Source organism: Vibrio campbellii CAIM 519 = NBRC 15631 = ATCC 25920, from assembly GCF_002163755.1.
GTDB lineage: Bacteria > Pseudomonadota > Gammaproteobacteria > Enterobacterales > Vibrionaceae > Vibrio > Vibrio campbellii.
In genome coordinates this window covers 1,709,458-1,734,939 of record NZ_CP015864.1, presented here as the reverse complement: position 1 = coordinate 1,734,939, position 25,482 = coordinate 1,709,458, and the positions used below count along the sequence as shown (strand labels likewise).

Sequence of the window (25,482 nt, the reverse complement as noted above, 5' to 3'; positions counted from 1 at the left end):
ACCATGTTGGTATCATCAACGTGCCCGCTTTTAGCTGCTCTTTGTGGAAACGTCTGAAGGTAAGCGCATGATGGCGGAGAAAAGCTCCCCCGAGGCAGGCAGAAGGGAGCTTACCCATATTCACATTCGTTAATTTTACTTCGTTTGTCGCCCGAAGCATCGCTCAACTACAATGAAAAATACAGGCACGAAAAATACGCCCAAGAACGTAGAACTCATCATACCTCCGAGCACAGAAGTACCTAGTACAGTTTTAGCACCTGAACTCACACCATGGCTGATAGCTAGGGGCAGCACACCAAGACCGAATGCTAATGACGTCATTATAATTGGTCTTATGCGAGACCTCACAGCATCAAGTGTTGCCTCAACAATAGAGCATCCTTGAGTATATTTCTCTTTTGCAAACTCAATGATTAGGATCGCGTTCTTTGTGGCTAGACCAACTGTAGTAAGTAAACCTACCTGGAAAAAGACATCATTTGCCATTCCTCTTACTCCCACAGCAGCGAGGGTACCAATAACGCCAAGTGGTATTACCAGCAGCACGGAGAATGGTACTGACCAACTCTCGTATAGGGCAGCAAGAACAAGAAACACAATCAAAACAGACAACACATAAAGCAATGGTGCTTGACTACCAGATTGCTTTTCCTCGTACGACAAACCATTCCAAGCAATAGAGAAGCCGGGAGGCAACTGCTTCGATAGAGCTTCAATATCCCTCATTGCATCTCCCGTGCTGTAGCCATCAATAACGCCACCCTGAATATTTACGGCAGAGACGCCATTAAAACGCTCAAGACGAGGGGAACCTTTTTCCCAGTGCCCAGAAACGAAGGAGCTTAACGATATCATTTCTCCGTTGCTGTTTTTCACGTACCACAAGCCGATATTGCTTGGCGACAATCGATACTTTTCATCACTTTGAACATAGACTTTTTTAACTCTTCCTTGGTCGAGGAAGTCATTGACGTAGGTTCCACCAAAAGCCGTACTCAACACAGAGTTAACATCATCCATAGAAAGCCCAAAAGACAGTACTTTCTGTATATCAATGTCAAGTTGATATATTGATGAATCCTCTTGACCATTTGGTCTAACGCCAACAAGATTCTTATTATTTTGCGCTAAACGAATCAAATCATCACGGGCATTCAATAATGCCTCATGACCGTGCGCTCCGCGGTCTTCCAGATAGAAACTGAAGCCAGTAGCCGTCCCTAATTCAATAGCAGCAGGCGGTGCAAATGAAACAGCAATCGAATCTCTCATAGTAGAAAAGTACTGCATAGATCTTGCGACCACAGACTTAACATCCGTTCCTGGTTTTTCACGCTCTTTCCAGTCTTTTAAGCCTATAAAAGCGACACCCATATTGTTGCCAGTGCCTGCAAAGCTAAACCCTGATGCAGTAAAAACATTCTCAACAACGTCTGACTCTTGCTCTAAAAAATACTTTTCAACTTTCTCCATTTCTCGCTCGGTTTGTTCCTGCGTTGAGTTACTAGGCAAGACAACCTGAGCGAACAAAATACCCTGATCCTCATCTGGTAAAAAGGCAGTAGGTAGAGTAGTGAAATACCACGTCCCTGCCGCGGAAATTACCACAAATAAAAGCATTACCCGGATTGTTCTGTTTAACATAAACGAGACAGTGCGTTCATAATTGCCTGTAAAAGCATCAAACATTCGATTAAAACAAGCAAAGAACTTATTCGGTTGTGACTCTTTATTTACTGGCTTCAACATTGTGGCACATAATGCTGGTGTCAGTATTAACGCAACGATAACAGAGAGCGCCATAGCGGTAATAATCGTTATTGAGAACTGGCGATAGATAACTCCAGTGGAACCTGACATGAATGCCATAGGTACAAAAACAGCTGACAATGTAAGCGCAATACCGACTAGAGCACTTGATATTTGCCCCATAGACTTGTGAGTTGCCTCTCTCGGGCTCAAATTCTCCTCGTGCATTATTCGCTCGACATTTTCAACCACGACGATAGCATCATCTACTAACAAACCAATAGCCAAAATCATGGCGAACATCGTTAGCATGTTTATCGACAAGCCAAAGCTATACAAAACGGCAAAAGTACCAAGTAATACAACAGGAACGGCAATCGTGGGTATCAGCGTCGCACGTAAGTTTTGTAAAAATAAGTACATAACAAAAAATACGAGTAACACGGCTTCAAACAAAGTATGCACGACCCCTTCAATTGACTTTTCAACGAAAGGAGAAGTGTCATAAGGGTATACCACTTCCAATCCGTCTGGAAAAAAAGGACGTAGCTCATCCACTGCTTTTTTCACTGCTTCAGCGGTTTGTATTGCATTCGCTCCTGTTGCTAATTTAATACCTAATGCTGCGGCAGGATAACCATTATAAAAGTTTTTCATAATATAATCGTCTGCCCCCAACTCAACGCGGGCGATATCTTTCAGAGTAACTTGAGCCCCCGTGCTGTCAGATTTCACGACAATCTTCTGAAATTCTTTTGCAGAACTAAGACGACTTTGAGCTGAAATAACCGCGTTAATCTGCGTATCCTGTTCCATAGGCGTCGTACCAAATTGACCAGCAGAAACTTGTACGTTTTGTTGCTTTATGGCGTTGACTACATCAGAGCTTGCTAGGTTGTACTTTTCAAGTTTGAAGGGGTCGAGCCAGATTCGCATTGCATAGGGTGCACCAAAAACTTGAATATCCCCAACTCCTCGAACGCGACTTAGGGGTTCACTCATTTTTGAGAAAACAAAGTCAGATATATCATTCTTATCTAAGCTTCCATCCTTTGAATACAAACCAACAATCATTAAGATATTCGAACTTGCTTTACTCACTTTAACCCCCTGCTGTTGGACTTCAAGGGGCAATAACGGCAAAGCAGATTGAAGCTTGTTTTGCACTTGCACTTGTGCAACATCAGGATCCGTTCCACCCTCAAAAGTGATAGTAATTTCCACATTTCCAGAACTATCGCTTGCCGACGAGAGATATCGTAAGTTATCAATACCTGTAATTGACTGTTCAATGACCTGTGTGACACTGTCCTCTACTGTCTTGGCACTTGCACCGTTATAGCGAGTAGTGATCATAACTGTAGGTGGAGCGATACTAGGGTATTGTGAAATAGGCAACTTTGTAATAGAAAGTGCTCCAGAAAGCATTATCAAGATTGCAATCACCCATGCAAAAACGGGTTTATCAATAAAGAATTTCGCCATTATTGTGCTCCGACCTGATCATTGATTGCCAACTCTTTCGAGGAGATCGACGCAGGTTTAGTGGCCTCACTCGCTCTATTATCTACCTTAACTCGGTCCCCGCTTTGAATACGTTGCAAGTTACTGATAACAATTTCGTCACCTTCAACTAAGCCGGAAATGACACGCCATTTCTTTCCAACTGCCTCCGCGACTTCCACGACCCTCCGTTCGACTTTGCTCTCTTCTACAATCACCATGATCGTCGACTCACCTTTGCTGTTTCTCGTTACAGATTTTTGAGGCACGAGGATAGCATGGGGATCTTCCCCAACTTTCAAGGAGGTATGAACGAACATTCCAGGAAGAAATTGACGGTTTTGGTTAGGAAATTCGGCTCTGAGTACAACTGAATCGGTATCTCGATCGACATTGATTTCGGTGAACTTAGCCTTTGAACGATAAGAAGTATCGCCACCAACAGTAATAGAGACTGTTGGTGTTGAATCAAGCACCAGTTCGCCACGCTCACTCGCCTGCTTCAAACGCAAAACTTCAGTTGTCGAACGACGTAGATCAACGTTGATAGGATCTAATTGCTGAATTTTTGCAAGCATCTGATTTTGCCCAGAACTTACTAGAGCTCCATCTGTGATGTAAGACTGGCTGATGATCCCAGAAATCGGAGCTTTGACTTTTGTATAGTCTAAATCAATTTGTGCTTGGTGAAGCGACGCTTCAGCAATATGGAGTGAGGCAACAGACACTTTATAGCTTGCCATGTCCTCATCTAACCGCTCTTTGCTAACAGCGCCACTTGGAACAAGCTTCTTAGTTCTGTCTAATTTCGCCTTAGTAGCCTCTAACGATGCCCTCTCGGCTTCTACTTTTGACTTGGCCATCATCAAATTAGCTTTATACTGAGCAGGATCAATTTGATAAAGTGACTGACCTTTATTTACAAACGAACCTTCTTCAAACAACTTAGCCATAATGATACCGTCGACTTGAGGTCTTACTTCGGCCTCCTTAAAGGCCTTCGTATAGCCAGGTAAGTTAAATAGGATCGGCTGGACCGTTTCCCGTACGATGAATGTATCGACTTCAACAAGCGAGCGTTCCACCGGCACGTCTTCAGTTCCCCCACACCCCAAAAGTAGGACAGGAAGAAGTGAGAGGCTTAATTTTCTGTACATAAAAAAATTCTCTATTCACAAGGGATAGAGAATTTAACAAGATATGCAAAGCACCATTTACAATATAAAAGACAAATTACATCAATTTAAGGACGCATTTTTTGTAACACTGTCAATCCCATCACTTTAGATTCAACGGTGAAAATTAGGCTCTAATAGTCATTCATAAAATTCATAGGTGTCTGGCCCGTTTTCTGTCTGAAGAAATAGATAAACGCACTATCGCTAGAAAAACCGAGTCTATCTGCCACTTCTGGGATCCTAGACCCACTCGATAAAAGCTCAATAGCACCTAGTAGACGCCACTGTTGACGCCAACTTTGATAAGGCATGCCCGTCTCACGGTTAAAGATCCTCGTAATCGTTTTTTCGCTCGCCCCAACCAATTGACTTAACTGAGCTAAAGAAGGTGCTGTGAAGGCCTCATCATCAATTTTCGCGATCCAAGACTGTAATCGATAATCTTTGGGTAGTGGCAGTTGCAGATAGACATCTTTGGAATTGTTTAACTCTTCTATAAACAAATTAAGAGTATTAACCTGTTCGTTCTCAGGTTTTTCGAAAGGCCAAAAAGCCATTCTCTCGATGAGAAGCCTCATAAGAGGCGTAACATCAAAGATTCGAATCTTCCTTGGCAGGCGCGCTGCCAGTGAAGGGTCAAAGTAAAGAGAGCGGTATTGTGCCACATTTGTTGACTGAGCATTGTGCAATACACCTTTAGGAATCCATGCTGCTCTCATCGGTGGCAGTACATATTTTATATTCTCAAGCGTTATAGTCATACAACCATGTTGTGAAGAAAGTAGTTGGTCCTTCTCGTGAAAGTGGACACCTGAATCATGAACTGATCTATCGGTTGCGACTCCGATGACCAACCCATCTAGCTCATCAGCACAAAAATTATGATTTTCCGAAAGCAATGCCATTGCACCACCCTGTCCTTATTTTGATGTTTTAAGTTTTGTTCTCATTATAAGACCAAGTGATAGTCGAGGTATACTTTGTCACATCACGTACCTCATAAAGCGTGAACTTCGTACTCGAATACCATTTACTCAACATTTACTACAAAGTTTGAGTAACATTTAAAAATAGAGGAAATATTGAGAACTGAAAAATGAATAAATTAATAGAAAAAGTATCTATCCCGTTGGCCGTCGTGCTTTTGATGTTTCCGCAAATCATCGAAACAATGTACAGCCCTGCACTGACTTCTGTGAAAAGTACGTTCGGTGTCAGTAGCAATGAAGCCGCACAAGCTATGTCAATTTTCTTTGTCGCTTTTGCCTTTGGTGTGGTTTTTTGGGGAAGAATGTGTGACATCGTAGGCCGAAGACCATCAACCCTACTTGGACTGGTCGTATTTATTATCGCAGCCATTTTTACCATGCTTGCACCAACATTCAATTTGTTACTCGCTGGTTTTGGTTGTTGCGCATTTGGAGCGGCTGTTGGCTCCGTCTGTACTCAGACTATTATTCGTGATGGCTACCATGGCAAAGAACTCGGCCACGTTTTCTCGATTGTCGGCACATCGATCGGTATTAGCCCTGTAGTTGGAATGCTCGCTGGCAGTTGGTTAACTTCATTCGGCGGATACCAATGGGTGTTCTTCGCTATGGTCGTGTTCATCGTGGCTTTATTAATTTGGTCTTTGTTCAAATTGCCAGAGACAAAACCAGAGCACACCAAAAAAGATAGTTTGCTGTCTGTTGGTATAAAAATGCTGACCGATGCGCATATCTGGTACATCACAATCATGGTAGGTTTGTTTAACATCGCGCTGTTTTCTTATTACAGCATCGCACCATTTATGTTTGAGAAACTGGGTGCAAGTGTCAACTTTTTTGGTAACACAGGGTTCATACTCGCTCTGGGATCCGTATTAGGTTCTCTTATCAACATGAAATTAATACGCATGCATTTAAGCCACGAAAAGATTGTGATGTTTGCTTCATTCTTGCTTTTAATTAGCGGTTTTGGCGTGTTCATAATGCAAGAGTCCGTTTGGTTTTTCATTCCTGTGGTATTGGTATCCCTATCATTTGGATTGGCTATTCCTAACCTTTTGAGTGGCGCGTTAACTCACTATCGAGACCACTTAGGGAGTGCTGGTGCACTATTGGGCTTATTCTACTATCTGGTCATCGGATTTGGCCTTCACAGAGCCGCTGAGTTTGGTGATTTGGCAATGACTTTAATTGGCTGCGCTGCCGTTGCATGTGTCATTTCAATGATGAAGCATCTCGTTGGGCTAGTCACTTTCAAGACATCCGATACCAATTCCTAAAAGTATTGATTTAATAAAGACCTATCAACACTTCAACCCCTTCCCACGTCCAAACGAGAAGGGGTTGATATTTCGGTTGTAACATCGATGACTAAATCACTCTGACCATCATCATATAACCTACCACCCTTCGAGCTTGATTCTATTAAAGCAAATGTCCTTCTTTTGATATTTTTTGCTTATTAATCATTATAAGACCAGACAAATACAAAGGTACACTTTGCCACATCACGTACATCAAGAAGCGTGAACTCCGTACTCGAATGCCATTTACACAAGATTCACTAGAGCATTTAAGTAACATTCAAAAATAGAGGAATATTTGAGAAGTGAATAAATTAATAGAAAAAGTGTCCATTCCTTTAGCGATTGTGCTCTTGATGTTTCCACAAATCATCGAAACAATGTACAGCCCTGCACTGACTTCCGTGAAAAGTACGTTTAGTGTTAGTAGCAATGAAGCCTCAAAAGCAATGTCAATTTTCTTTTTCGCTTTTGCCTTTGGAGTGGTTTTTTGGGGGAGAATGTGTGACATCGTAGGCCGAAGGCCATCAACGCTACTTGGACTGGTCGTATTTATTATCTCAGCCATATTTACCATGCTTGCACCAACATTCAATTTATTGCTCGCCGGTTTTGGTTGTTGCGCATTTGGTGCGGCTGTTGGCTCCGTCTGTACTCAGACTATTATTCGTGATGGCTACCGTGGCAAAGAGCTCAGTCACGTTTTCTCAATTGCTGGTACATCTGTCGGTATTAGTCCGGTAGTTGGGATGCTCGCTGGCAGTTGGTTAACTTCACTCGGCGGATACCAATTGGTGTTCATCGCTATGGTTGTGTTCATCGTTACTCTATTAATTTGGTCATTGTTAAAATTGCCAGAGACAAGACCAGAACACACTAAAAAAAGTAGCTTATTGACTGTTGGTATAAAAATGCTGACCGATGCGCATATCTGGTACATCACAGTCATGATAGGTTTGTTTAATATCGCGCTGTTTTCTTACTACAGCATCGCACCATTTATGTTTGAGAAACTGGGTGCAAGTGTCAACTTTTTTGGTAACACAGGGTTTATACTTGCACTGGGCTCCGTATTAGGTTCTCTTATCAATATGAAATTAATACGCATGCATTTTAGCCAAGAAAAAATTGTGATGTTTGCTTCATTCTTGCTTTTAATATGTGGCCTTTGCGTTTTCATGATGCAAGAGTCTATCTGGTTTTTCATCCCTATGGTATTGGTATCCCTATCCTTTGGGCTGACCATACCAAACCTTTTAAGTGGTGCGTTAACACATTATCGCGATAACTTAGGGAGTGCCGGTGCACTATTGGGCTTGTTCTACTACCTGGTCATCGGATTTGGCCTTCACAGAGCTGCTGAGTTTGGTGATTTGGCGATGACTTTAATCGGCTGTGCTGGCATAGCTTGTGTCATATCTATCATCAAATATCTTATTGAACTGGTTACTTTCGACATTTCAGATATTGATTTTTAAATACGACAATCTTGGAAGAAACACCTACAGCACTCACGCAGCCCCTTCCCACATTCAAGTGAGAAGGGGCTGATGCCGTAGTGTCGTTTATTTCTCACGACCAACAAAAGCCACAACAACTTTGTCATTGCCAAGCGAGCGAGAGAACACGTACGCGCCTTCTTGTTCAATCACTTGGTGCTGACCTGCACCAATCGCTGGATGCGCTTTACGGAACTGACCAAGAGTTTGCCAATGTTTGAGCAGCGCTTGCTTCCCATCAGATAGCTTCCATACCATGTCAGAGCGTGTACCTTGGTGGAAATCATCCGCGTAAGGGCCAATATTACGACCCACTTCGTCACCGAAGTAAACCTGAACAGCACCTGGGCTCAGAAGCAGTGCATTCGCGGCGTTACGCTGCATGCCGTAATCTTTGAAGCGAGAGAAGAACAACTCAGTATCGTGAGAAGACATGTAACTCACTGGGTTGAAGTCTTTCTCGTTAGCGATTGTGTTTGCGTAACTTTGGTAGGTGTCTGCCATTTGGCTGAAACACGCCGCGCCTTTGTCTAACTTCTTCTGCATATCAAAGTTAATCAACGCATCAAAGCCATCGTCAAAGTAAGGACTGCGATAAGCGGTATGTCCCCATACTTCGCCCATCATCCAGAATGGCTGACCTGACTTACCGTTCTCTTTACGCCACTGCTCAAGGCTGCTCGAAGCTTCTTCTTTCAAACGTTTCCACACATCGCCTTCAACGTGCTTCACCGTATCAACACGGTAGCCATCAATACCAAAGCGTTTCACCCAATCAGTTTGCCACTCAATTAGGTAGTCCGAAACGGTGTAATTGTCACGCGCCTCTACGCGAGTACCAGGGTTATCCAATAGCCACTGCGCAGGCTTCACAGCTTTGTCTGATTCGGTGATAAAGTCAGGCAAACCCGCCAATGACATAGTGATGTCACTGCTGCCCGGAGCTGGGTATCCCGGCAAACCGGTTCTTACCCAGTCACCGCCCCACCATTTCGCCCAGTTTGGACTCTGGTAATCAATATTCTGGTGGTAGCTATGCCAATTTTCACCCGCTTTTGGTTGCCAGTCGCCCCACTTCTTCGGTAAATCAGCGTTTGGTTTTAACACCTCAATACCGTCAAATTGCAAATCGGCTAACGTTGAGTAACTGGTGTGGTTGATTACTGCGTCCATCAAGACTTTAAGACCACGTTTGTGTGCCTCTTCCACCAGCAATTTAAGGTCATCTTCGTCACCGAAGTTCTCATCAATCTTCGTAAAGTCACGCGTCCAGTAACCGTGGTAAGCGTAGAATGGGAATGAGCCGCTATCGCCGCCGCCCACAAAACCATGCACTTGCTCAACGATTGGCGATAACCAAATTGCATCGGTACCTAGGCTCTTGATGTAATCCAGTTTCTCGATCACGCCTTTTAGGTCACCACCGTGGAAAGTGCCGATCTCTTCTTTGCCATCTTTATTGCGCCCATAGCTGTTGTCATTGCTCGTATCGGCGTTGTTGAAACGGTCGACCATCACGAAGTAAATATTGGCATTACGGTAATCAAACGGTACTGCTTCTTTGGTTTTCTTCACTGGCTCTAGTAGCACCAAACCGCCAGAGTCTTTGCTTGGCGTCAGCGATACTTGCTGATCTTTTACTTCGACCATTTGCCCAGAATAGGCATCACGCAACTTGGTGCCATCAGGGAAACTGTCACCTAACGCAATGGTAACTTCACCACCTTGGTAAACTTCACATTGCACTTGTGGGATTGGGCGTTTGAACTCAGTCTTGGCGACTTTCTTAGGCTCACGCTTGAAGCGCAGTGTTTTCGCTTCCGCATCAAAAGCAAAAGAGTAATCGCCGGTAAAGCGGATTTTTAACGGCAGTTCCGTTGGCTTACCGCAGTTCAACGCGATAGGCTTGTTAAACTTTACCTTTTGACCATCAGGCGCGACACAATCGCCTTCAACACCCGTGATTTTGAGTGTATAGCCATCTTTGGTTAAGGGCACAACCAAAGGCTGCTCTGCACTTAAAGGAAAGTCACGGCTGTTGGTCGTGGTAGATATGGTGATGTTTGGCTCGGCGATGGCACTTGCCGATGCAAGCAATAAGGTAGTCGTAATCAGATTCAGTTTCATCGTTCAGTCCATTGGTTGCGCATAGGCGCAGTATTCGTGTTGTAGTTTTATTCACACTAATAGTAAATGGATGAAAAACTGAGCACATCATTCTGAAAGGCTACGCCCTAAAGCTTGTGACGCTTCACATTTTGCTTTTATTGGGGCGTAGTTCTATTTATGAGCAGGATAAAAGGGAGTTTAAAGCTGCACGCTCCCTAGGTTGCGCATTTGTCTCATCGCCCAATTGACGCGGCTGATGGTGTAAGAAGTCTGAGGGTAGACTTTGATTCGATAAGGGTTTGGCAGCACTACTGCTAGCCTTGCGGCTTGGCGCGTCGAAAGTTGTTTAGCAGGGATACCAAAGTAGTTTTGCGCAGCGGCTTCTGCGCCATAAATACCTGGGCCAAATTCCACCACATTCAAATACACTTCGAGAATGCGTTCTTTACTCCACATTGCTTCCATCAGCAGAGCAAAATAAAGCTCATAAGCTTTGCGCACATAAGAGTGTGAGGGAAACAGAAACACGTTCTTTGCAGTTTGCTGAGTAATCGTGCTCGCACCGCGAGAAGGGCCGTTCTCGCCAGACTCTGAGATCACTTTAAACAAGGAGTCAAAATCCACTCCGTAATGGGTCGGGAACTTTTGATCTTCTGTCGCAATCACGGCCAATTGAATGTGCTTAGAAATGTCACTCAAAGGCACCCATTCATTTTGACTCTCTTCAGAGAATCCCTCTGGAGGAGAAATCATGCGGCTGATCTTCCATCCCCAAATTGGTGGATCGACGTATTTCACTATGCCAACGAGCATCACTGGTAAAAGCAAAAGCACCAATAAGATATTGAACAGAAGGGATTTAATCTTTCTCAAAGTCCGACCTAGCTTGATTTCATAAAACAATATGATGCAAGTATAGAGTATGCAGTCTGTTTATCGTTAGTGAAAACTTGGTCAAAAAAAGCCCGATTTACAATGTAAACCGGGCTTAGTATCTGATTATAGGCAATTATTTAATCAGCTTGTAGAATACCGTCGATAGAGGTGGCAAACACAACTCTAGAGATTGAGGTAGTGACTCACTTTCTACTTCTTCTGTGTCTACGCTGGTTAGCACTTCAAAGTCGCTACCATCGTATTTCGCATCGTCCGTGTTAAGCAGAAGTTCGTACTTACCTTCCATCGGCACGCCCAAACGGAAATTTCCATGCGGCACTGGGGTAAAGTTGCTGATCACTAATACGCGTTCGCCAACTTGGCTAATACGCTCGTGCGCAAGAATGCTTGCTTCCGCTTCATCTTGCAAACGCCATTCAAAACCAGCTGGCACACAATCTTGATCGTGCATCGCCGCTTCATCACGGTACAAATGGTTCAAGTCTCGAATCAGCGCTTGCACACCTTGGTGACGACCAAATTCTATTAAGAACCATTGCAACTGATCGTCGTGGTTCCATTCTGCGGTCTGACCAAGCTCTGCACCCATGAAGTTTAGCTTCTTGCCCGGTTGACCGTACATGTAACCGAAGTAAGCACGCAAGTTCGCCGTTTGTTGCCACTCATCACCCGGCATCTTGTTATGGATAGAGCCTTTGCCGTACACCACTTCATCATGAGATAGCGACAGTACATAGTTCTCGCTGTGTGCGTAAACAAGCGGGAATGTGATGGTATTATGGTGGTATTTGCGATGAATAGGATCTTCTTGGATGTAAGAAAGACTGTCGTGCATCCAACCCATATTCCACTTAAAGCCAAAGCCTAAACCGCCCATAAATGTCGGTGCAGATACGCCCGGGAATGCCGTCGATTCTTCTGCAATGGTCATTGCGTTCGGGAAGTGCTTGTACACTTCTTCGTTCATCCACTTCAGCGTTGCGATCGCATCGTAGTTCTCGTTACCGCCGTCCACATTTGGAATCCACTGATCGTGACTGCGTGAGTAGTCTAGGTAGAGCATCGACGCGACAGCGTCCACACGGATACCATCAATATGGAATTGCTCAAACCAGTAAAGCGCGTTAGACACAAGGAAACGGCGCACATGCTCACGACCTAGATCGTAGATGTAAGAGTTCCAGTCTTGGTGCCAACCACGGCGAGGATCTGGATCGTGGAACAGAGGCGTACCATCAAAATTCGCTAAGCCATGATCATCCGACGGGAAGTGCGCAGGTACCCAATCCAGTACCACGCCCAAGCCAGCTTGGTGACACGCATCAACGAAGAACTTGAAATCATCCGGAGAGCCGTAACGACTGGTCGGCGCAAACAAGCCAACAGGTTGGTAACCCCAAGAGCCAAAGAACGGATGTTCAGAAACTGGCATCAGTTCAACGTGGGTGTAGCCCATGTCTACAAGGTAAGGTAATAACTCAGCGGCCAGTTCACGGTAGTTTAGGAAATCGCCGTCTGCGTTGCGCTTCCAGGAACCAGCGTGCAGTTCGTAGAATGACAACGCTTCATCACGTTTCTGCGTCACTGGACGGTTTTGCCATTTCGCATCTTGCCATTGGTAACGGTTGTGATCGTATGTGATCGACGCGAATGACGGGTATTGTTCAGAGTAGAAGCCCCAAGGGTCTTGTTTATGAGGAAGCCCTTCCCCATTCGGACCTTTGAGTTCAAATTTGTATTGTACGCCCTCTTCCAAACCAGGAATGAATAGGCCCCAAATACCGTAGTCTAGGCGTTGCATTGGATGACGACGGCCATCCCACTGGTTAAAGCTACCCACTAGGCTGATAGCAGATGCATGAGGCGCATAAACAAGGAAACGTACACCAGAGATGTTTTCACCACCGCGCTCGATGGTCACAAACTGTGAACCCATGTAACGGTACATGTCTTTTGGTGTATGTAGATGTTCGTATTCTTGATAAATGTTGTGGTATTGGTAAGGGTCGTCGATGAGCTGCTCTACACCATTCCAGTCGACTGCAAGTTGGTAATGCGTTAGATGCAAGTCACGCTTGTCTTTTAAGATGAAGCCGCTTTCATCTTCACGATCTAGCTCAATTCGAGGTTCGCCGCTGATAACCAATTCAACTTTGTCTGCACCTGGCATCCAAACGCGTAACGATCCTTCGCCGTCATCAATGAATGGACCAAGTGACGCAAACGGGTCTGAGTAAGCCGCCTCAGCTAATAATTGGTAAGCGCGTTCGTGTTTTTTCTTTACCTTGGTTTTCAAATTTTTCTCCCTAGCACCGATATTCTCCTTATGGTTTTTGAACATCGGATTTCCTCAGCCAAACGTTGTGAATTCACACAATTATAAAAAGCCGCACTCTATCCAAGAGATGAATAAAATAGCGTCAAAAAACAAAAATGCCCGCTATTGTTGCGGGCATAATAACGGTACACCATCCTAACGGATTGTGCCGATTTAATGAGTGACCTAGGCTGTACTTTCGTACCTCAGCGCAATTAAATTCGCGGATTCCTACATCACTCATTCCACCTTATTTGCTCGCTTTCGCGCGCACTTCAGTCAAGCGCTTAGAAATACGGTTAACGTCTTCACGGCTGAAGATTTCATCAAGGTTCATCGACAGTTTACGACGCCAGTTTGGATACTCATCTACCGTGCCAGGAATGTTGACCGGTTGGTCCATCTCTAGCCAGTCTTCAAGCTGAACACTCAGTAGTGCTGAATCACCCGCAGCCACATGCAACTGCAATGCTTCACTTAGGTAAGAATCCATTGGTACGTATTGCGCATCATGGCCGATACCTTCTGGCAGGTAACCGTGCCAACGTACGCTGTCTAGGATACCTTGCTTACACTTCAAACGATCCTCAAACAGACCTTCCAGTTGTTGCTCGTCTGGGTACAGACCGATCTCACGCCCCATCTTCAAGTCATCACAGTGCCAGAAACCACGGAGAGTTGGCATATCGTGCGTACACAATGCCGCCATAGACTGCTCAGCGTAGTGCTTCGGAGAAATGAAGCCGCCGTCGTCTTTTGATGTTTCGAAGAAAAACACTTTGTATGAGTGCACGCCTGCGTCACGTAGGATGTCGACGATTTCATCAGGCACAGTACCCAAGTCTTCACCGATTACAGAACACTGATGACGGTGAGACTCAAGTGCTAGGATTGCTAGCATGTCTTCTACTGGGTAGTACAGGTAAGCACCTTCTGTCGCTTTCTCACCTTTTGGAATCCACCATAAACGAAGCAGGCCAAGAACGTGGTCGATACGCAGCGCACCACAGTGTTTCATGTTGGCACGCAGTAGCTTGATGTACGCGTCGTACCCTGTTGCTTCCAACACTTGTGGGTTTAGCGGTGGTAGACCCCAGTTTTGGCCTAGTGGACCAAGGATATCTGGTGGCGCACCGATGCTCGCATCCAATACTAACGCGCCGTCATCCGCCCAGGTCTCGCTGCCGGAATCCGCAACACCAACCGCAAGGTCGCGGTACAAACCAACCGTCATGCCTTTTTCTTCAGCAAGAGCCTGCGCTTCTTTGATTTGGTCGTCTGCAAGCCACTGTAGGTACATGTACAGATGAACGCGGTCCGAGTTATCTTTAATGTACTTCTGAGTTGCCGCTGCATCGAACGTGCGGAACTTCTCAGGGAATACTGGCCAACCCCAAACGCTTGAATCTTCAGCGTGTAGTTCACCGTGTAGCGCATCGAATGCCGCTTGGTGAAGCAGGCTCTCGCCACCAAGTTCTACAAACTCAAGGAATGCACGAGCACGGTCTGTGTTCTTGTCTAGATGACGCGCTTTAAACTCGCTAAATAGCAACGGAAGAATGCTCATCTTAAGCTCAGACACTTCGGTGTAGTTCACCCAATGTGATTCACGTGCTTTTTGTAAACGTTGTTGGAATTCAGCGCTGCCAACGCGTTGTTGTGCTTCTGCACTTAGCGCGAATTCAGGCACAGAGCTTACGTCGATGTACATGATGTTCAACCAACGACGAGAAGATGGGCTGTATGGGCTCGCACCTTCTGGGTTCGCTGGGAACAATGAATGAATTGGGTTCAAACCAATGAAGTCACCGCCACGAGATGCGATGTCACTCACCAACTGCTTCAGATCACCGAAGTCACCGATACCCCAGTTGTGCTGAGTACGCAGTGTATAAAGCTGGATGCTTGGGCCCCATAGCTTTTTGTGTTGGTTTAGGTCTTCTTGTTTGAAACACGCTTTAGGTGTGATGATCAGCGACATTTCGTAAGGGGTCTTGCGACGCTTACGGCTGATGATCAGTTTGTGGTAACCCCATGCCAAGTTCTTTGGCAATGCAAACACTAGAGGGCCACCCTCAGCTCGTTCATCACGAACAATTTGCGACTGAAGATAGCCTTCAAGTACCTCTCCTTGTTCTGTTTCTAAACGCCAGCTAAATTCGCTCTCGCGAGCACTCGTACCTAGGTTTAGTTCCACTTCGACTGGTTCGCCGTCGCGTAAAACAAGAACAGGGGCTAGTACGTCTTTCTTATGTTTTTTCTCAGCAGAAGCCAATAGCTTCTCATCGCTGCCAGTATCGTAGCCAAGTGAAGTGAGCAAGCGGCGCAGTGTTTCTTCAGAAACTTTTGCCTCGTCTCCCCACGCGCTGACGTAGCTATCAGCTAATCGCGCCATGTCTGCGACTTTCTTTAATGCTGTTTGTTCTTTCATCGCTCTCTCCGAAGGTAATACCAACACCTTCCATGTAGGGTTTTATTGTTATCAATAACTAATTCTTGAAAATGACCAAAGGTAGCGCTCGGCTACCTTGGTCTTAACTGGGTTCTATTAGCGTTTCACCGCTTCAAGTTTCCAGATGTTGTTCACGTAGTCGCGGATAGAGCGGTCTGATGTGAACTTACCAACTAGGGCAGTGTTAAGAATCGCTTTCTTAGCCCAGCCTGCTTGGTCTTTGTATTGTTTGCCCATTTCTTCATGCGCTTTCACATAAGATGCGAAGTCAGCAAGACATAGGTATGGGTCACCGCCATCTAGTAGGCTATCGAATGTAGCGCGTAGTAGGCCTGGTTGACCTGGCGTAAACTCTTCACCTTTTAGTAGGTCTAGAGACGCTTTCAGTAGGTGATCGGCGTTGTAGTAGTCGTAAGGGTTGTAGCCAGCTGCTTTAACCGCTTTCACGCCTTCAACATCAAGACCGAAGATGTAGATGTTCTCGTCGCCCACTTCTTCACGAATCTCAACGTTAGCACCATCCATAGTACCAATAGTTAGGGCACCGTTAAGAGCCATCTTCATGTTACCTGTACCAGATGCTTCTTTACCCGCTAGCGAGATTTGTTGTGAAACGTCTGCCGCAGGGATGATGATCTCAGCCATGCTCACGCGGTAGTCAGGGATGAATACCACTTTCAGTTTGTTACCGATGCGAGGATCGTTGTTGATCTTCTCTGCAACCTTGTTGACTGCGAACATAATTTCTTTCGCTAGGTGGTAGCCCGGTGCTGCTTTCGCTGCGAAGAAACATACGCGCGGCTCACACTCGAAACCTGGTTCGTTCAGAATGCGGTGGTATAGAGACAGAATGTGTAGCAGATCTAGGTGCTGACGCTTGTACTCGTGTAGACGCTTGATTTGAACGTCGAAGATAGCGTTAGTATCTAGCTCGATACCCATGTTATCTAGAACCCAATCAGCAAGACGCTGTTTGTTTTCTTTCTTAACAGCCATGAATTCTTTTTGGAATTTCGCGTCTGTTGCGTATTTAGCAATGCCTTCTAGCTGCTCTAGTTTCGCAGGCCATTCTGGACCTACTTTCTCAGTGATTAGCTCAGATAGACCTGGGTTACAGAACTTCAACCAACGACGTGGCGTGATGCCGTTCGTTACGTTGTGTAGACGAGTTGGGTACATCTCGTGGAACTCTGGGAATAGGTCTTTCTTAACCAATTCAGAGTGAAGTGCTGCTACGCCGTTTACCGCGTAAGAACCAATCACACATAGGTTAGCCATGCGAACCATGCGGTTGAAACCTTCTTGGATGATAGAAAGCTTCGCTTGCTTCTCACCGTCACCAGGCCACATCTTACGAACTTCTTGTAGGAAGCGGTGGTTGATTTCAAAAATGATTTCCATGTGACGTGGCAGTAGACGCTGGATTAGCGACTCTGGCCATGTCTCTAGTGCTTCTGGAAGTAGCGTGTGGTTAGTGTACGCGAATGTCTGAGAACTGATTTCCCAAGCCGCTTCCCAAGTAAGACCTTTTTCGTCCACTAGGATGCGCATTAGCTCAGGGATAGCAATTGTTGGGTGCGTATCGTTAAGCTGGATTGTCTCTTGCTTAGGTAGATCCGCTAGCGAGTAACCTGCTGCTTCGTGGCGACGTAGGATGTCGCGTACAGACGCTGCTGAGTGGAAGTACTGTTGCATTAGACGCAGTGTTTTACCTTTTTCGTGGTTGTCGTTCGGGTAAAGCACTTTAGTGATGTTACCTGCATCGATCAGCGCGTGCTGAGCTTCGAAGTAATCACCGTTGTTAAAGCTTTCTAGTGAGAATGGTGCAATTGCCTGACATTCCCAAAGACGTAGAGGGTAAACCGTGTCTGACTCGTAACCTACGATAGGTAGATCCCAAGGCATTGCTTTTACAGACATGCCAGGAACCCATTTACGAACTTCTTTACCGTTCTCGTTTACCACTTCAACGTGACCGTAGAAGCCGATTTCTTGCGCAAGCTCAGGGCGAGCCACTTCCCAAGGGTAACCTTCTACACCACGCCATGCGTCTGGTGCTTCTTGTTGACGGCCGTCTTTGAACGACTGCTTAAATAGACCGTATTCGTAATGCAGGCCGTAACCTACGGTTGGGAATTCTTGAGCCGCACATGAATCCATGAAACATGCCGCTAGACGACCTAGACCACCGTTACCCAGTGACGGGTCGCGTTCTTCTTCTAGAAGGTCTGTTAGGTTGTGACCTAGCTCAGCCATAGCTTCAGTGATCTCTTCGTAAAGACCCATGCTGATTAGGTTGTTACCAGTCAAACGACCGATAAGGAATTCTAGTGAAAGGTAGTTAACGCTTTTCGCTTCTTGGATGCGAGCGTCCGCTTCAGTAGCAAGCAAATCACAAGTCGTAAATTCAGCCAGTGCGCGACCCATTGCTAGGTACCATGCGCGGCTATCTGCATTTTCAATCGTGTGAGCGTAAGTTACAGATAGATGTTTCTTCACGCTTTCTTGGAACGACTTCTTGTCAAATTGTTTCTGTTGAGTAGGTTTCATTAAGAAATTCTCACGTCTTTTAGTAATTCATCTGCCATACATCGTGCATTTCCCTCTGTGAATAAACATCCTCCCATTTGTCCTCCCCACAAGGAGGAGGGGGTAGGGCGTAGAGGGCGTAAGCTTGCAAACTTAGTGATCTAAATCGCAACAGAGCAACCTATCATCCGATTCTTAGTGATTCGGATCACAGCCACCTAATGGAAAGATTAAAATTTGTTCATGACGTTTTTTATTCACCCTTCTCACTCCATTGTAAAAACTGTCTTATCGATCACATTACTTCTTTTAACATTGATAATTTCTCCTTAATAGATGTGCAACTCTTTCTACATGGGTTCAATACCACCGGCTCTTAAGTGACCAAAATCACAAATATAGGGCGTAGTTGATGGCATTTGCATCAACTCTCGAGAATTAGGAAGTGGATCAAAGTAAGAGGCATTTCTGATGTCGTAACATCCACAACGACTCGCAAGCTTGTACACTTTTTATACAAGCTAGAATTTAGTGGTGTGAGTCAATTTCTAGTTTCGCTAGCTCAAAAGATTTAAGGACAGAATTAATAATGTGGATTCCATCTAAACTTACCCGCCCTGGCCGCTTGCATAATGCGATCGTCCGCCCGCGAGTATTGGACTTACTGCAACAAGCGCCTTACTACAAACTGGTACTGTTTCGCTCGCCAGCTGGTTATGGGAAAACCACCATGGCAGCGCAGTGGCTATCAGATAAACCCAATGTGGGTTGGTACAGCATTGATGACAGTGATAACGATGGTTTTCGCTTCGTCAACTATTTGCTGCAAGCTTTAAACAAAGCGACCAACTACAAATGCTCCAACGCACAAAAATTGGCTGAGAAACGTCAGTTCTCTTCTTTACGCTCTTTATTCAGCGAAGTTTTCGCTGAGATGGCAGATTTTCAGCACGAATGCTATGTCGTTTTAGATGACTACCATTTGATCACTAACGACGAAATTCACGAGTCAATGCGCTTCTTCTTAAAGCACATGCCAGACAACCTGACTGTGGTAGTCACTAGCCGTGCGGCGCCACCATTGGGTACTGCGAACCTTCGCGTCCGTGATCTGATGATTGAAATCGGCAACGAGATGTTGGCGTTTGATACCGAAGAAACTACTCGTTTCTTTAACCAACGCATTGCCGATGGCATCGATGAAGATATGGCCAATAACCTGCGCACTTACGTAGAGGGCTGGCCATCCGCGCTACAGCTAATCGCACTGCAAGCGCAGCACCAGAACCGTACACTGGCACAAACCGTAGAATCGGTGTCTCAATTTAACCACGCGCATCTGTGGGATTACCTCGTAGAGGAAGTCTTTGACCTTCTCGACCAAGAAACCCGTCATTTCTTAATGCAAGTGTCGGTGCTTGACCACTTCAACGACGAGCTCGTGTTTGCCCTGACTCAGCGTGAAGACGCGCTAGGCATAATTGAATCACTCAACCGCTTCGGCTTGTTTATCTATCCATTATTAGAAGGTGAGCAAAACTGGTTCCGCTTCCATAACCTATTTGGTGAGTTCTTATCTCATGAGCGCCTTGCTCGCATTCCTCAACAAGAAAAAGACCTACATCGCAATGCCGCGGTTGCTTGGCTTAAACAAAAAGCCCCTCATCAAGCGATTCATCACGCCCAAAAGTCCAACGACACCGATCTGCTCGTAGAAATCTTGAATGAGTTCGGCTGGAAGATGTTCAACCAAGGCGAGTTGACGACCCTAGAGTCTGCCATCAACCAACTTGATAAAGATCTGTTGTTCAGCCATCCGAAATTATCGATGTTGCGAGCGTGGCTAGCGCAGAGTCAACACCGCTATAACCAAGTAGGCAAACTGCTAGCGGAAGCAGAAGAAGAGCACAAGAAGCGTAATATTGAAATCGATTCTGGCTATCAAGGCCAAGCGAATGCCTTACTCGCTCAGGTCGCGATCAACAGCAACCAACCAGAGCACGCATTAGAGCTTGCCGAGCTTGCCTTAAGCCAGCTTGACCCAACCGTATACCGCAGCCGTATTGTGGCTACGTCGGTCGTCGGCGAAGTTAACCACGTATTAGGCAAACTGGATCGCGCATTGCCAATGATGCAGCAAACCGAAAAACTGGCGCGCCAGTATCAGGTTTACCACCAAGCCTTGTGGGCAATCTTGCAGCAAAGCGAAATCATGATCGCCCAAGGCTACGTTCAAGCCGCATTTGAACTTCAAGATTCTGGCTTCCGTCTGATTGAAGATCAGCAACTTCAACACGTTCCTCTTCATGAGTTCTTGTTACGTATTCGTGCGCAGGTACTGTGGTGCTGGAACCGCTTAGATGAAGCGGAAGAATGTGCGTACAAAGGCCTGCAAATTCTAGAAAACCACTCACCAAGTAAACACTTACACAGCTACTCAATGTTGGCTCGCATTGCCATTGGCCGTGGTGAGTTGGATAAAGCCGGCAAGTTCATCGAACATATCCAACATTTGATGAAGCAATCCACTTACCACGTTGACTGGACAGCAAATGCCTCACTTTCTCTGATCTTATTCTGGCAAGCGCGCGGCAATACAGAAGCGATTCAAGAATGGTTGAACACCGCCGTCCGTCCTGAATCGGCATGTAACCACTTCCAACAGTTGCAATGGCGTAATATTGCTCGTGCTCATATCAACCTTGGTCAGTATGATGAAGCGCGCGAAGCACTGGACTTTTTACAAAGCGAAGCTCGCCGTACGAATTTGGTCACGGATACGAACCGTAACTTGGTTGTCGAAGCCATCTTGGCAGCACGCCAGAAAGACGAAGAGCAAGCCAAAACACTGCTGAAAGAAGCACTGGTCATGACAAATCAGACAGGCATGGTAGGTAACTTCTTAACTGACGGTGCAACCATTGGTGGTCTGCTAGAGAAGCTGAGCTTACGTCATGAGTTGGGCGACCTAGAACGCCATCGTGCGCAACAGTTGATGAAAGACATTTCATCGAACCAACGCAGCCGTTCTATTCACTTCGATGAAGACTTTATCGAGAAGCTAGTCAATCACCCGAATGTACCGGAATTGGTTCGTACTAGCCCACTGACTCAACGCGAATGGCAAGTACTTGGCCTGATTTACTCTGGCTTTAGCAACGAGCAAATCGCACAAGAGCTGGATGTGGCAGGCACAACGATTAAGACTCACATTCGTAACTTGTACCAGAAGCTCAACATTGCCAACCGTAAGGAAGCGATCGTGACAGCGGAAAACTTATTGCAGCTAATGGGTTACTGATTGGATTGAGTAAATATAAGTGGTGAACACAAGGGTTGGCGTTATGCGTCAGCCCTTTTTTATTACTAATTAATCTTTGAAAAGTGCAAATTGCAAAGCACGTAGGAAACGTTGTACATATATACCCAAGTAGCCTCGAGATGCTAGGTTCAGCGAGAATGACTTGGTTTGTAGACGCGGCGGCGATTTAAAGGTTTAGTGGGTCTAAATCAAGAATCGGCAACAAAGTATACAAGCCAAGACAACTCGCCCTTTGGGAGCGTGTCATTGACTCGATTGCTGCGTCAAACAACTTGGAAAGAGCTAGCTATTACACGGCGTTGTTTTCCTTGCCCCCGAATCAATGACAACGCTCTGAATCCTGCATCTTGAAGTCACTTGGGTATATTACAAACAAAAAAATAGCCAACCGCAATTAGGGCGATTGGCTTATGTATTTTGTGAACAATGTGTATTCACTAACAACGTCAGTTGGCTAGGTGACCCTCGGCTTAAGAAGGGTCGAAAAGAATTATGCATTAATCGTGCCAGTTTAAAAAGCACTATTTTTGGGCACAAGATCTCATATAAAATCTTGTTACACCCTCCACCTTTGCATTATGCAAACCCAAAATGCAAAGCGCAGTTGCAAGACGCAAACTGGCCACATAAGTGATAAATAAATCATCAATTAGCCAAATTCACCAAAATTATCGTTTGTCCTAGGCAATTTATACCATTTGTCGATTTTTATATTTCAACGTCTTTGTCGTCCAATCTCGCATATCTGCCTGTTTTGGTTCGTTGAAACTCGCAACTTCACCCGAGATGTTCTGATAAGCAATCATTTCGATATCTTCAGCAGCACTATTTCATACTTTTTTGACATCAATGTTTGTATACTCACTGCCATCAACATGACTTAGTACTTGAGAAATGAACTATCTAATCACCTACTTTAAAGGAATGGCTATGGGTGCAGCTGATGTTGTCCCTGGCGTGTCAGGCGGCACCATTGCATTCATTACCGGCATTTACGACACGCTGCTAGAAAGCATTCGACGTATTAACCCATCACTTTTCTCGATTTGGAAAAAAGATGGCTTCAAAGCCGCATTTAGCCACATTAACGGCTTCTTCCTGATTTCATTGTTTGCAGGCATCTTCACCAGCATCGCAACTCTGGCTAAACTGATCAGTTGGTTACTAGAGACCCATCCAATTCCGATTTGGTCATTCTTCTTTGGTCTGATTTTGGTGTCGGTTTACCACATCATTCGCCAAGTAGAAAAGCGCGATGCGATTCGCTTTGTCGCACTATTAATTGGTGTTGGCTTTGCTTACAGCATCACGGTGCTAAAACCACTTCATATGGAACCAACGGCGATCAACACCATTCTTGCTGGTGCCATCGCAATCTGTGCGATGATTCTACCGGGCATCTCAGGTAGCTTTATTCTGCTGTTGATTGGCATGTACGCACCTGTTTTAGGCGCAGTGAAAGGTTTCCAAATTGATATCCTTGCGCTGTTCCTTGTTGGCTGTGTGGTCGGTCTGTTGTCCTTCTCTCATCTGTTATCTTGGTTACTCCGCAAGTTCCGCGATGTCACTCTGATGTTCCTTACAGGCTTGATGATCGGTACGCTACCAAAGATCTGGCCTTGGAAAGAGACGCTAACATGGCGTACAAACTCGAAAGGTGAACAAGTACCATTGCTAGAGCAAAACCTATCACCGTTTGAGTTTGAGCACATCACATCTCAGCCATCACAACTAGTGTTAGCTGTGATCATGATGCTAGCCGCTATCGCGCTGGTGCTTGGTTTAGAGAAGTTTGCAGATTCAAACAAGTAGAGCAAAATCACTGTTTAATCATTTAGGAAGCGGAGCCATTGGCTCCGCTTTTTTTGTTTACGCTTCACAAACGATAAGTTTCAAATAGATCAGGATAGTGCACAATTTGTTGAAGTTACGAGTTTTCCTACATCCCATCTGTGCTAGGATGCTGGCAATGTTAAGTGATAAATACTGAATCTTAGTGAAAGTGTTACAAATCGCAGGGATAGCCGTTGCACTGGTTGCTGGCTTTTACGCGCCTACCCTGTTCAAAAACTTCTCTTCAGCGCTCGAGCCTAAGTCGCTCGATGAATACTGTTTCCTCTCTACTGAACCTTGCATCCAACATGATGTTGCGATGACGCTTAGCGTCGATACTGCTCAACCTCTGATCCCAGCTCAGCTCGAAGTCGAATGGCAAGACAGCGAAGCCGATCAGCTAGTATTAAGTTTGGTTGGTCGAGAAATGGAAATGGGCGAGCCAAAATTCATGCTGAAGAAAGTGGCGCCGGGTAAATTTGTGGGCGATGTGACATTGCCCGTTTGTACACAAGATTCAATGACGTGGGTTGGTGAGCTTTCCGACGGAAAAGACATCATCTACCCAGCCCTCAAAATGCAAAGATAAGGAATAACTATGAGCCGTAACTGGTCTCTTTTTCTCGTGGTTGCTTTCGTTCTCGGCTTTGGTACTAAAACGTATCTAGACGGCCAAAAAGAGGTAGAGAAAAAACCGCAACAAGTCGCTACCGAACAAAGCGTGCTGTTTGGCGAAGGCGATAAACCTGTCGATATCTTCGACACTAGTGATGATCGAATTCGTATTGTTTACTTTGGCTTTACGCGCTGCCCAGATGTGTGCCCAACCTCATTAGCCATGCTAGCCGGCGCTCTCAACCAAATCGACGATGCACAAAAAGCACAGTTGCGTCCGATGTTCATCTCACTTGATCCGGAACGCGACGAAGCAGATGCATCCGCTAAGTACGCCCATTACTTCCACCCAATGATTGAAGGTCTGTCAGCGCCACTTGATGTGACCACCCCACTTGCTCATAAGTACGGTGTCATTTTCCGTAAAACAGAGCTTGAAGGCTCGGAGCTGAAATACACACTCGACCACAGCTCTTACTTCTATTTCTTGAAGCCTGACGGCACACTTATCACCAAAGTGCCGCATACCTTAACGCCTGCGCCAATTGTCGAGGCAATAACCAAACTGACTGCAGAAGGAAAAACCAATGAAAGCTAAGCACGCAATCAAAACGTTGGCACTCTCCGCCCTACTTCTAAGCCCTTTAGCGCAAGCAAATCTCAACGTGATGCCACATGAGCCGTATGCACGAGCAATGGCGCCAGGTGCGGTCACTAGTGCTGTGTTTGTGACCTTTGCTAACCGAAGCCAAGAAGACATCAATATCGTTGCAGCGGAAACCCCAGTGGCAGGAAAAGTCGAGCTACACGATGTGATTAAAGAAGGCGATATGATGAAGATGCGTCAAGTAGACCACATCACACTAGCGGCAAAAGGGACCACCGAGCTAAAACCGGGCAGCCTACACATTATGTTATTCGATCTTAAGCAGCCGCTTAATGAAGGTGACGAAATCGAAGTCACCGTGACTTACGACAACGGTCAAAAGCAAAGCTTTACCGCACCGGTCAAAAAAGTCATGGCGGGAATGAAAAAGCACGAACATCACCATTAATTGTTGATCGGAAAATCAGTTCAAAGCTCCTCCAACGTGAGGAGCTTTTTTATTCCTCTATCTTTTCCCTAAACAGCTATCAAAAACCATCTCACAGAGTAATCAATGCAAAGTTTTATGTCCTAAAT

15 protein-coding genes are annotated in these 25,482 nt (G+C 45.5%); 7 read left to right on the top strand and 8 right to left on the bottom strand.

The annotated features are described in order from the left end of the window. Positions 1-135: 135 nt before the first annotated feature. The 3 genes from A8140_RS24050 to A8140_RS24040 all read right to left on the bottom strand — a co-directional run bounded on the left by A8140_RS24050 (position 136) and on the right by A8140_RS24040 (position 5,338). On the bottom strand, positions 136-3,237 hold the full coding sequence (locus A8140_RS24050) for an efflux RND transporter permease subunit (protein ID WP_005529479.1): 3,102 nt from the start codon (positions 3,235-3,237) through the stop codon (positions 136-138). Further along, a complete protein-coding gene (locus A8140_RS24045) occupies positions 3,237-4,412 on the bottom strand; it encodes an efflux RND transporter periplasmic adaptor subunit (protein WP_005529477.1) in 1,176 nt (391 codons plus the stop codon). Before A8140_RS24045 ends, A8140_RS24050 begins: the two co-directional genes overlap by 1 nt. A 152-nt stretch (positions 4,413-4,564) precedes the next feature. After that, positions 4,565-5,338: an AraC family transcriptional regulator gene (locus A8140_RS24040; protein ID WP_010646796.1), complete on the bottom strand. Its 774-nt coding sequence runs from the start codon at positions 5,336-5,338 to the stop codon at positions 4,565-4,567. A gap of 191 nt (positions 5,339-5,529) precedes the next feature. Between A8140_RS24040 and A8140_RS24035 the strand changes: the two genes are divergently transcribed. Together A8140_RS24035 and A8140_RS24030 are read left to right on the top strand one after the other, a co-directional pair. Beyond that, positions 5,530-6,702, top strand: a complete 1,173-nt coding sequence (locus tag A8140_RS24035) for a multidrug effflux MFS transporter (RefSeq protein WP_087490673.1) — start codon at positions 5,530-5,532, stop codon at positions 6,700-6,702. Between the two features lie 329 nt (positions 6,703-7,031). Next, entirely contained in the window at positions 7,032-8,204 is a 1,173-nt protein-coding gene (locus A8140_RS24030; RefSeq protein ID WP_087490672.1) for an MFS transporter, read from the top strand. A gap of 87 nt (positions 8,205-8,291) precedes the next feature. Here A8140_RS24030 and A8140_RS24025 read toward each other — a convergent pair whose 3' ends face one another. The 5 genes from A8140_RS24025 to A8140_RS24005 all read right to left on the bottom strand — a co-directional run bounded on the left by A8140_RS24025 (position 8,292) and on the right by A8140_RS24005 (position 18,550). Next, entirely contained in the window at positions 8,292-10,352 is a 2,061-nt protein-coding gene (locus tag A8140_RS24025) for an alpha-amylase (protein ID WP_005532511.1), read from the bottom strand. Positions 10,353-10,532: 180 nt separating this feature from the next. Continuing rightward, positions 10,533-11,207: a monofunctional biosynthetic peptidoglycan transglycosylase gene (mtgA, locus tag A8140_RS24020; protein WP_029388735.1), complete on the bottom strand. Its 675-nt coding sequence runs from the start codon at positions 11,205-11,207 to the stop codon at positions 10,533-10,535. Between the two features lie 136 nt (positions 11,208-11,343). Then, positions 11,344-13,572, bottom strand: a complete 2,229-nt coding sequence (gene glgB / locus A8140_RS24015; protein WP_005532509.1) for a 1,4-alpha-glucan branching protein GlgB — start codon at positions 13,570-13,572, stop codon at positions 11,344-11,346. Between the two features lie 226 nt (positions 13,573-13,798). Next, positions 13,799-15,979 carry a 4-alpha-glucanotransferase gene (gene malQ / locus A8140_RS24010; protein ID WP_005532508.1) on the bottom strand — a complete coding sequence of 727 codons (2,181 nt, stop codon included), beginning with the start codon at positions 15,977-15,979 and terminating at the stop codon, positions 13,799-13,801. A 117-nt stretch (positions 15,980-16,096) separates the two neighbouring features. Then, the gene (locus tag A8140_RS24005; RefSeq protein ID WP_005532507.1) at positions 16,097-18,550 is read right to left on the bottom strand and encodes a glycogen/starch/alpha-glucan phosphorylase; all 2,454 of its coding nucleotides are present in this window, start codon (positions 18,548-18,550) and stop codon (positions 16,097-16,099) included. Between the two features lie 568 nt (positions 18,551-19,118). On the opposite strand from A8140_RS24005, the gene malT reads away from it, so the two are divergent. The 5 genes from malT (at position 19,119) to A8140_RS23975 (ending at position 25,354) form a co-directional block, all read left to right on the top strand. After that, positions 19,119-21,830 carry an HTH-type transcriptional regulator MalT gene (gene malT, locus A8140_RS23995; protein WP_005532506.1) on the top strand — a complete coding sequence of 904 codons (2,712 nt, stop codon included), beginning with the start codon at positions 19,119-19,121 and terminating at the stop codon, positions 21,828-21,830. A 915-nt stretch (positions 21,831-22,745) separates the two neighbouring features. After that, the gene (locus A8140_RS23990; RefSeq protein ID WP_005429253.1) at positions 22,746-23,663 is read left to right on the top strand and encodes a polyprenyl-phosphate transporter; all 918 of its coding nucleotides are present in this window, start codon (positions 22,746-22,748) and stop codon (positions 23,661-23,663) included. A 184-nt stretch (positions 23,664-23,847) separates the two neighbouring features. After that, a complete protein-coding gene (locus A8140_RS23985) occupies positions 23,848-24,273 on the top strand; it encodes a hypothetical protein (protein ID WP_005532505.1) in 426 nt (141 codons plus the stop codon). Positions 24,274-24,282: 9 nt separating this feature from the next. Next, complete coding sequence (locus A8140_RS23980) at positions 24,283-24,897, top strand: SCO family protein (protein WP_005532504.1); 615 nt, start codon at positions 24,283-24,285, stop codon at positions 24,895-24,897. After that, on the top strand, positions 24,887-25,354 hold the full coding sequence (locus tag A8140_RS23975; protein WP_005532503.1) for a copper chaperone PCu(A)C: 468 nt from the start codon (positions 24,887-24,889) through the stop codon (positions 25,352-25,354). Before A8140_RS23980 ends, A8140_RS23975 begins: the two co-directional genes overlap by 11 nt. The last annotated feature ends 128 nt before the right edge of the window (positions 25,355-25,482 follow it).

Excerpts from the sequence above, each read along its gene's own strand:
- A8140_RS24050 (WP_005529479.1), bottom strand. The coding sequence starts at position 3,237 with ATGGCGAAATTCTTTATTGATAAACCCGTTTTTGCATGGGTGATTGCA.
- A8140_RS24045 (WP_005529477.1), bottom strand. The coding sequence starts at position 4,412 with ATGTACAGAAAATTAAGCCTCTCACTTCTTCCTGTCCTACTTTTGGGG.
- A8140_RS24040 (WP_010646796.1), bottom strand. The coding sequence starts at position 5,338 with ATGGCATTGCTTTCGGAAAATCATAATTTTTGTGCTGATGAGCTAGAT.
- A8140_RS24035 (WP_087490673.1), top strand. The coding sequence starts at position 5,530 with ATGAATAAATTAATAGAAAAAGTATCTATCCCGTTGGCCGTCGTGCTT.
- A8140_RS24025 (WP_005532511.1), bottom strand. The coding sequence starts at position 10,352 with ATGAAACTGAATCTGATTACGACTACCTTATTGCTTGCATCGGCAAGT.
- glgB (WP_005532509.1), bottom strand. The coding sequence starts at position 13,572 with ATGTTCAAAAACCATAAGGAGAATATCGGTGCTAGGGAGAAAAATTTG.
- malQ (WP_005532508.1), bottom strand. The coding sequence starts at position 15,979 with ATGAAAGAACAAACAGCATTAAAGAAAGTCGCAGACATGGCGCGATTA.
- A8140_RS24005 (WP_005532507.1), bottom strand. The coding sequence starts at position 18,550 with ATGAAACCTACTCAACAGAAACAATTTGACAAGAAGTCGTTCCAAGAA.
- malT (WP_005532506.1), top strand. The coding sequence starts at position 19,119 with ATGTGGATTCCATCTAAACTTACCCGCCCTGGCCGCTTGCATAATGCG.
- A8140_RS23990 (WP_005429253.1), top strand. The coding sequence starts at position 22,746 with ATGAACTATCTAATCACCTACTTTAAAGGAATGGCTATGGGTGCAGCT.
- A8140_RS23980 (WP_005532504.1), top strand. The coding sequence starts at position 24,283 with ATGAGCCGTAACTGGTCTCTTTTTCTCGTGGTTGCTTTCGTTCTCGGC.
- A8140_RS23975 (WP_005532503.1), top strand. The coding sequence starts at position 24,887 with ATGAAAGCTAAGCACGCAATCAAAACGTTGGCACTCTCCGCCCTACTT.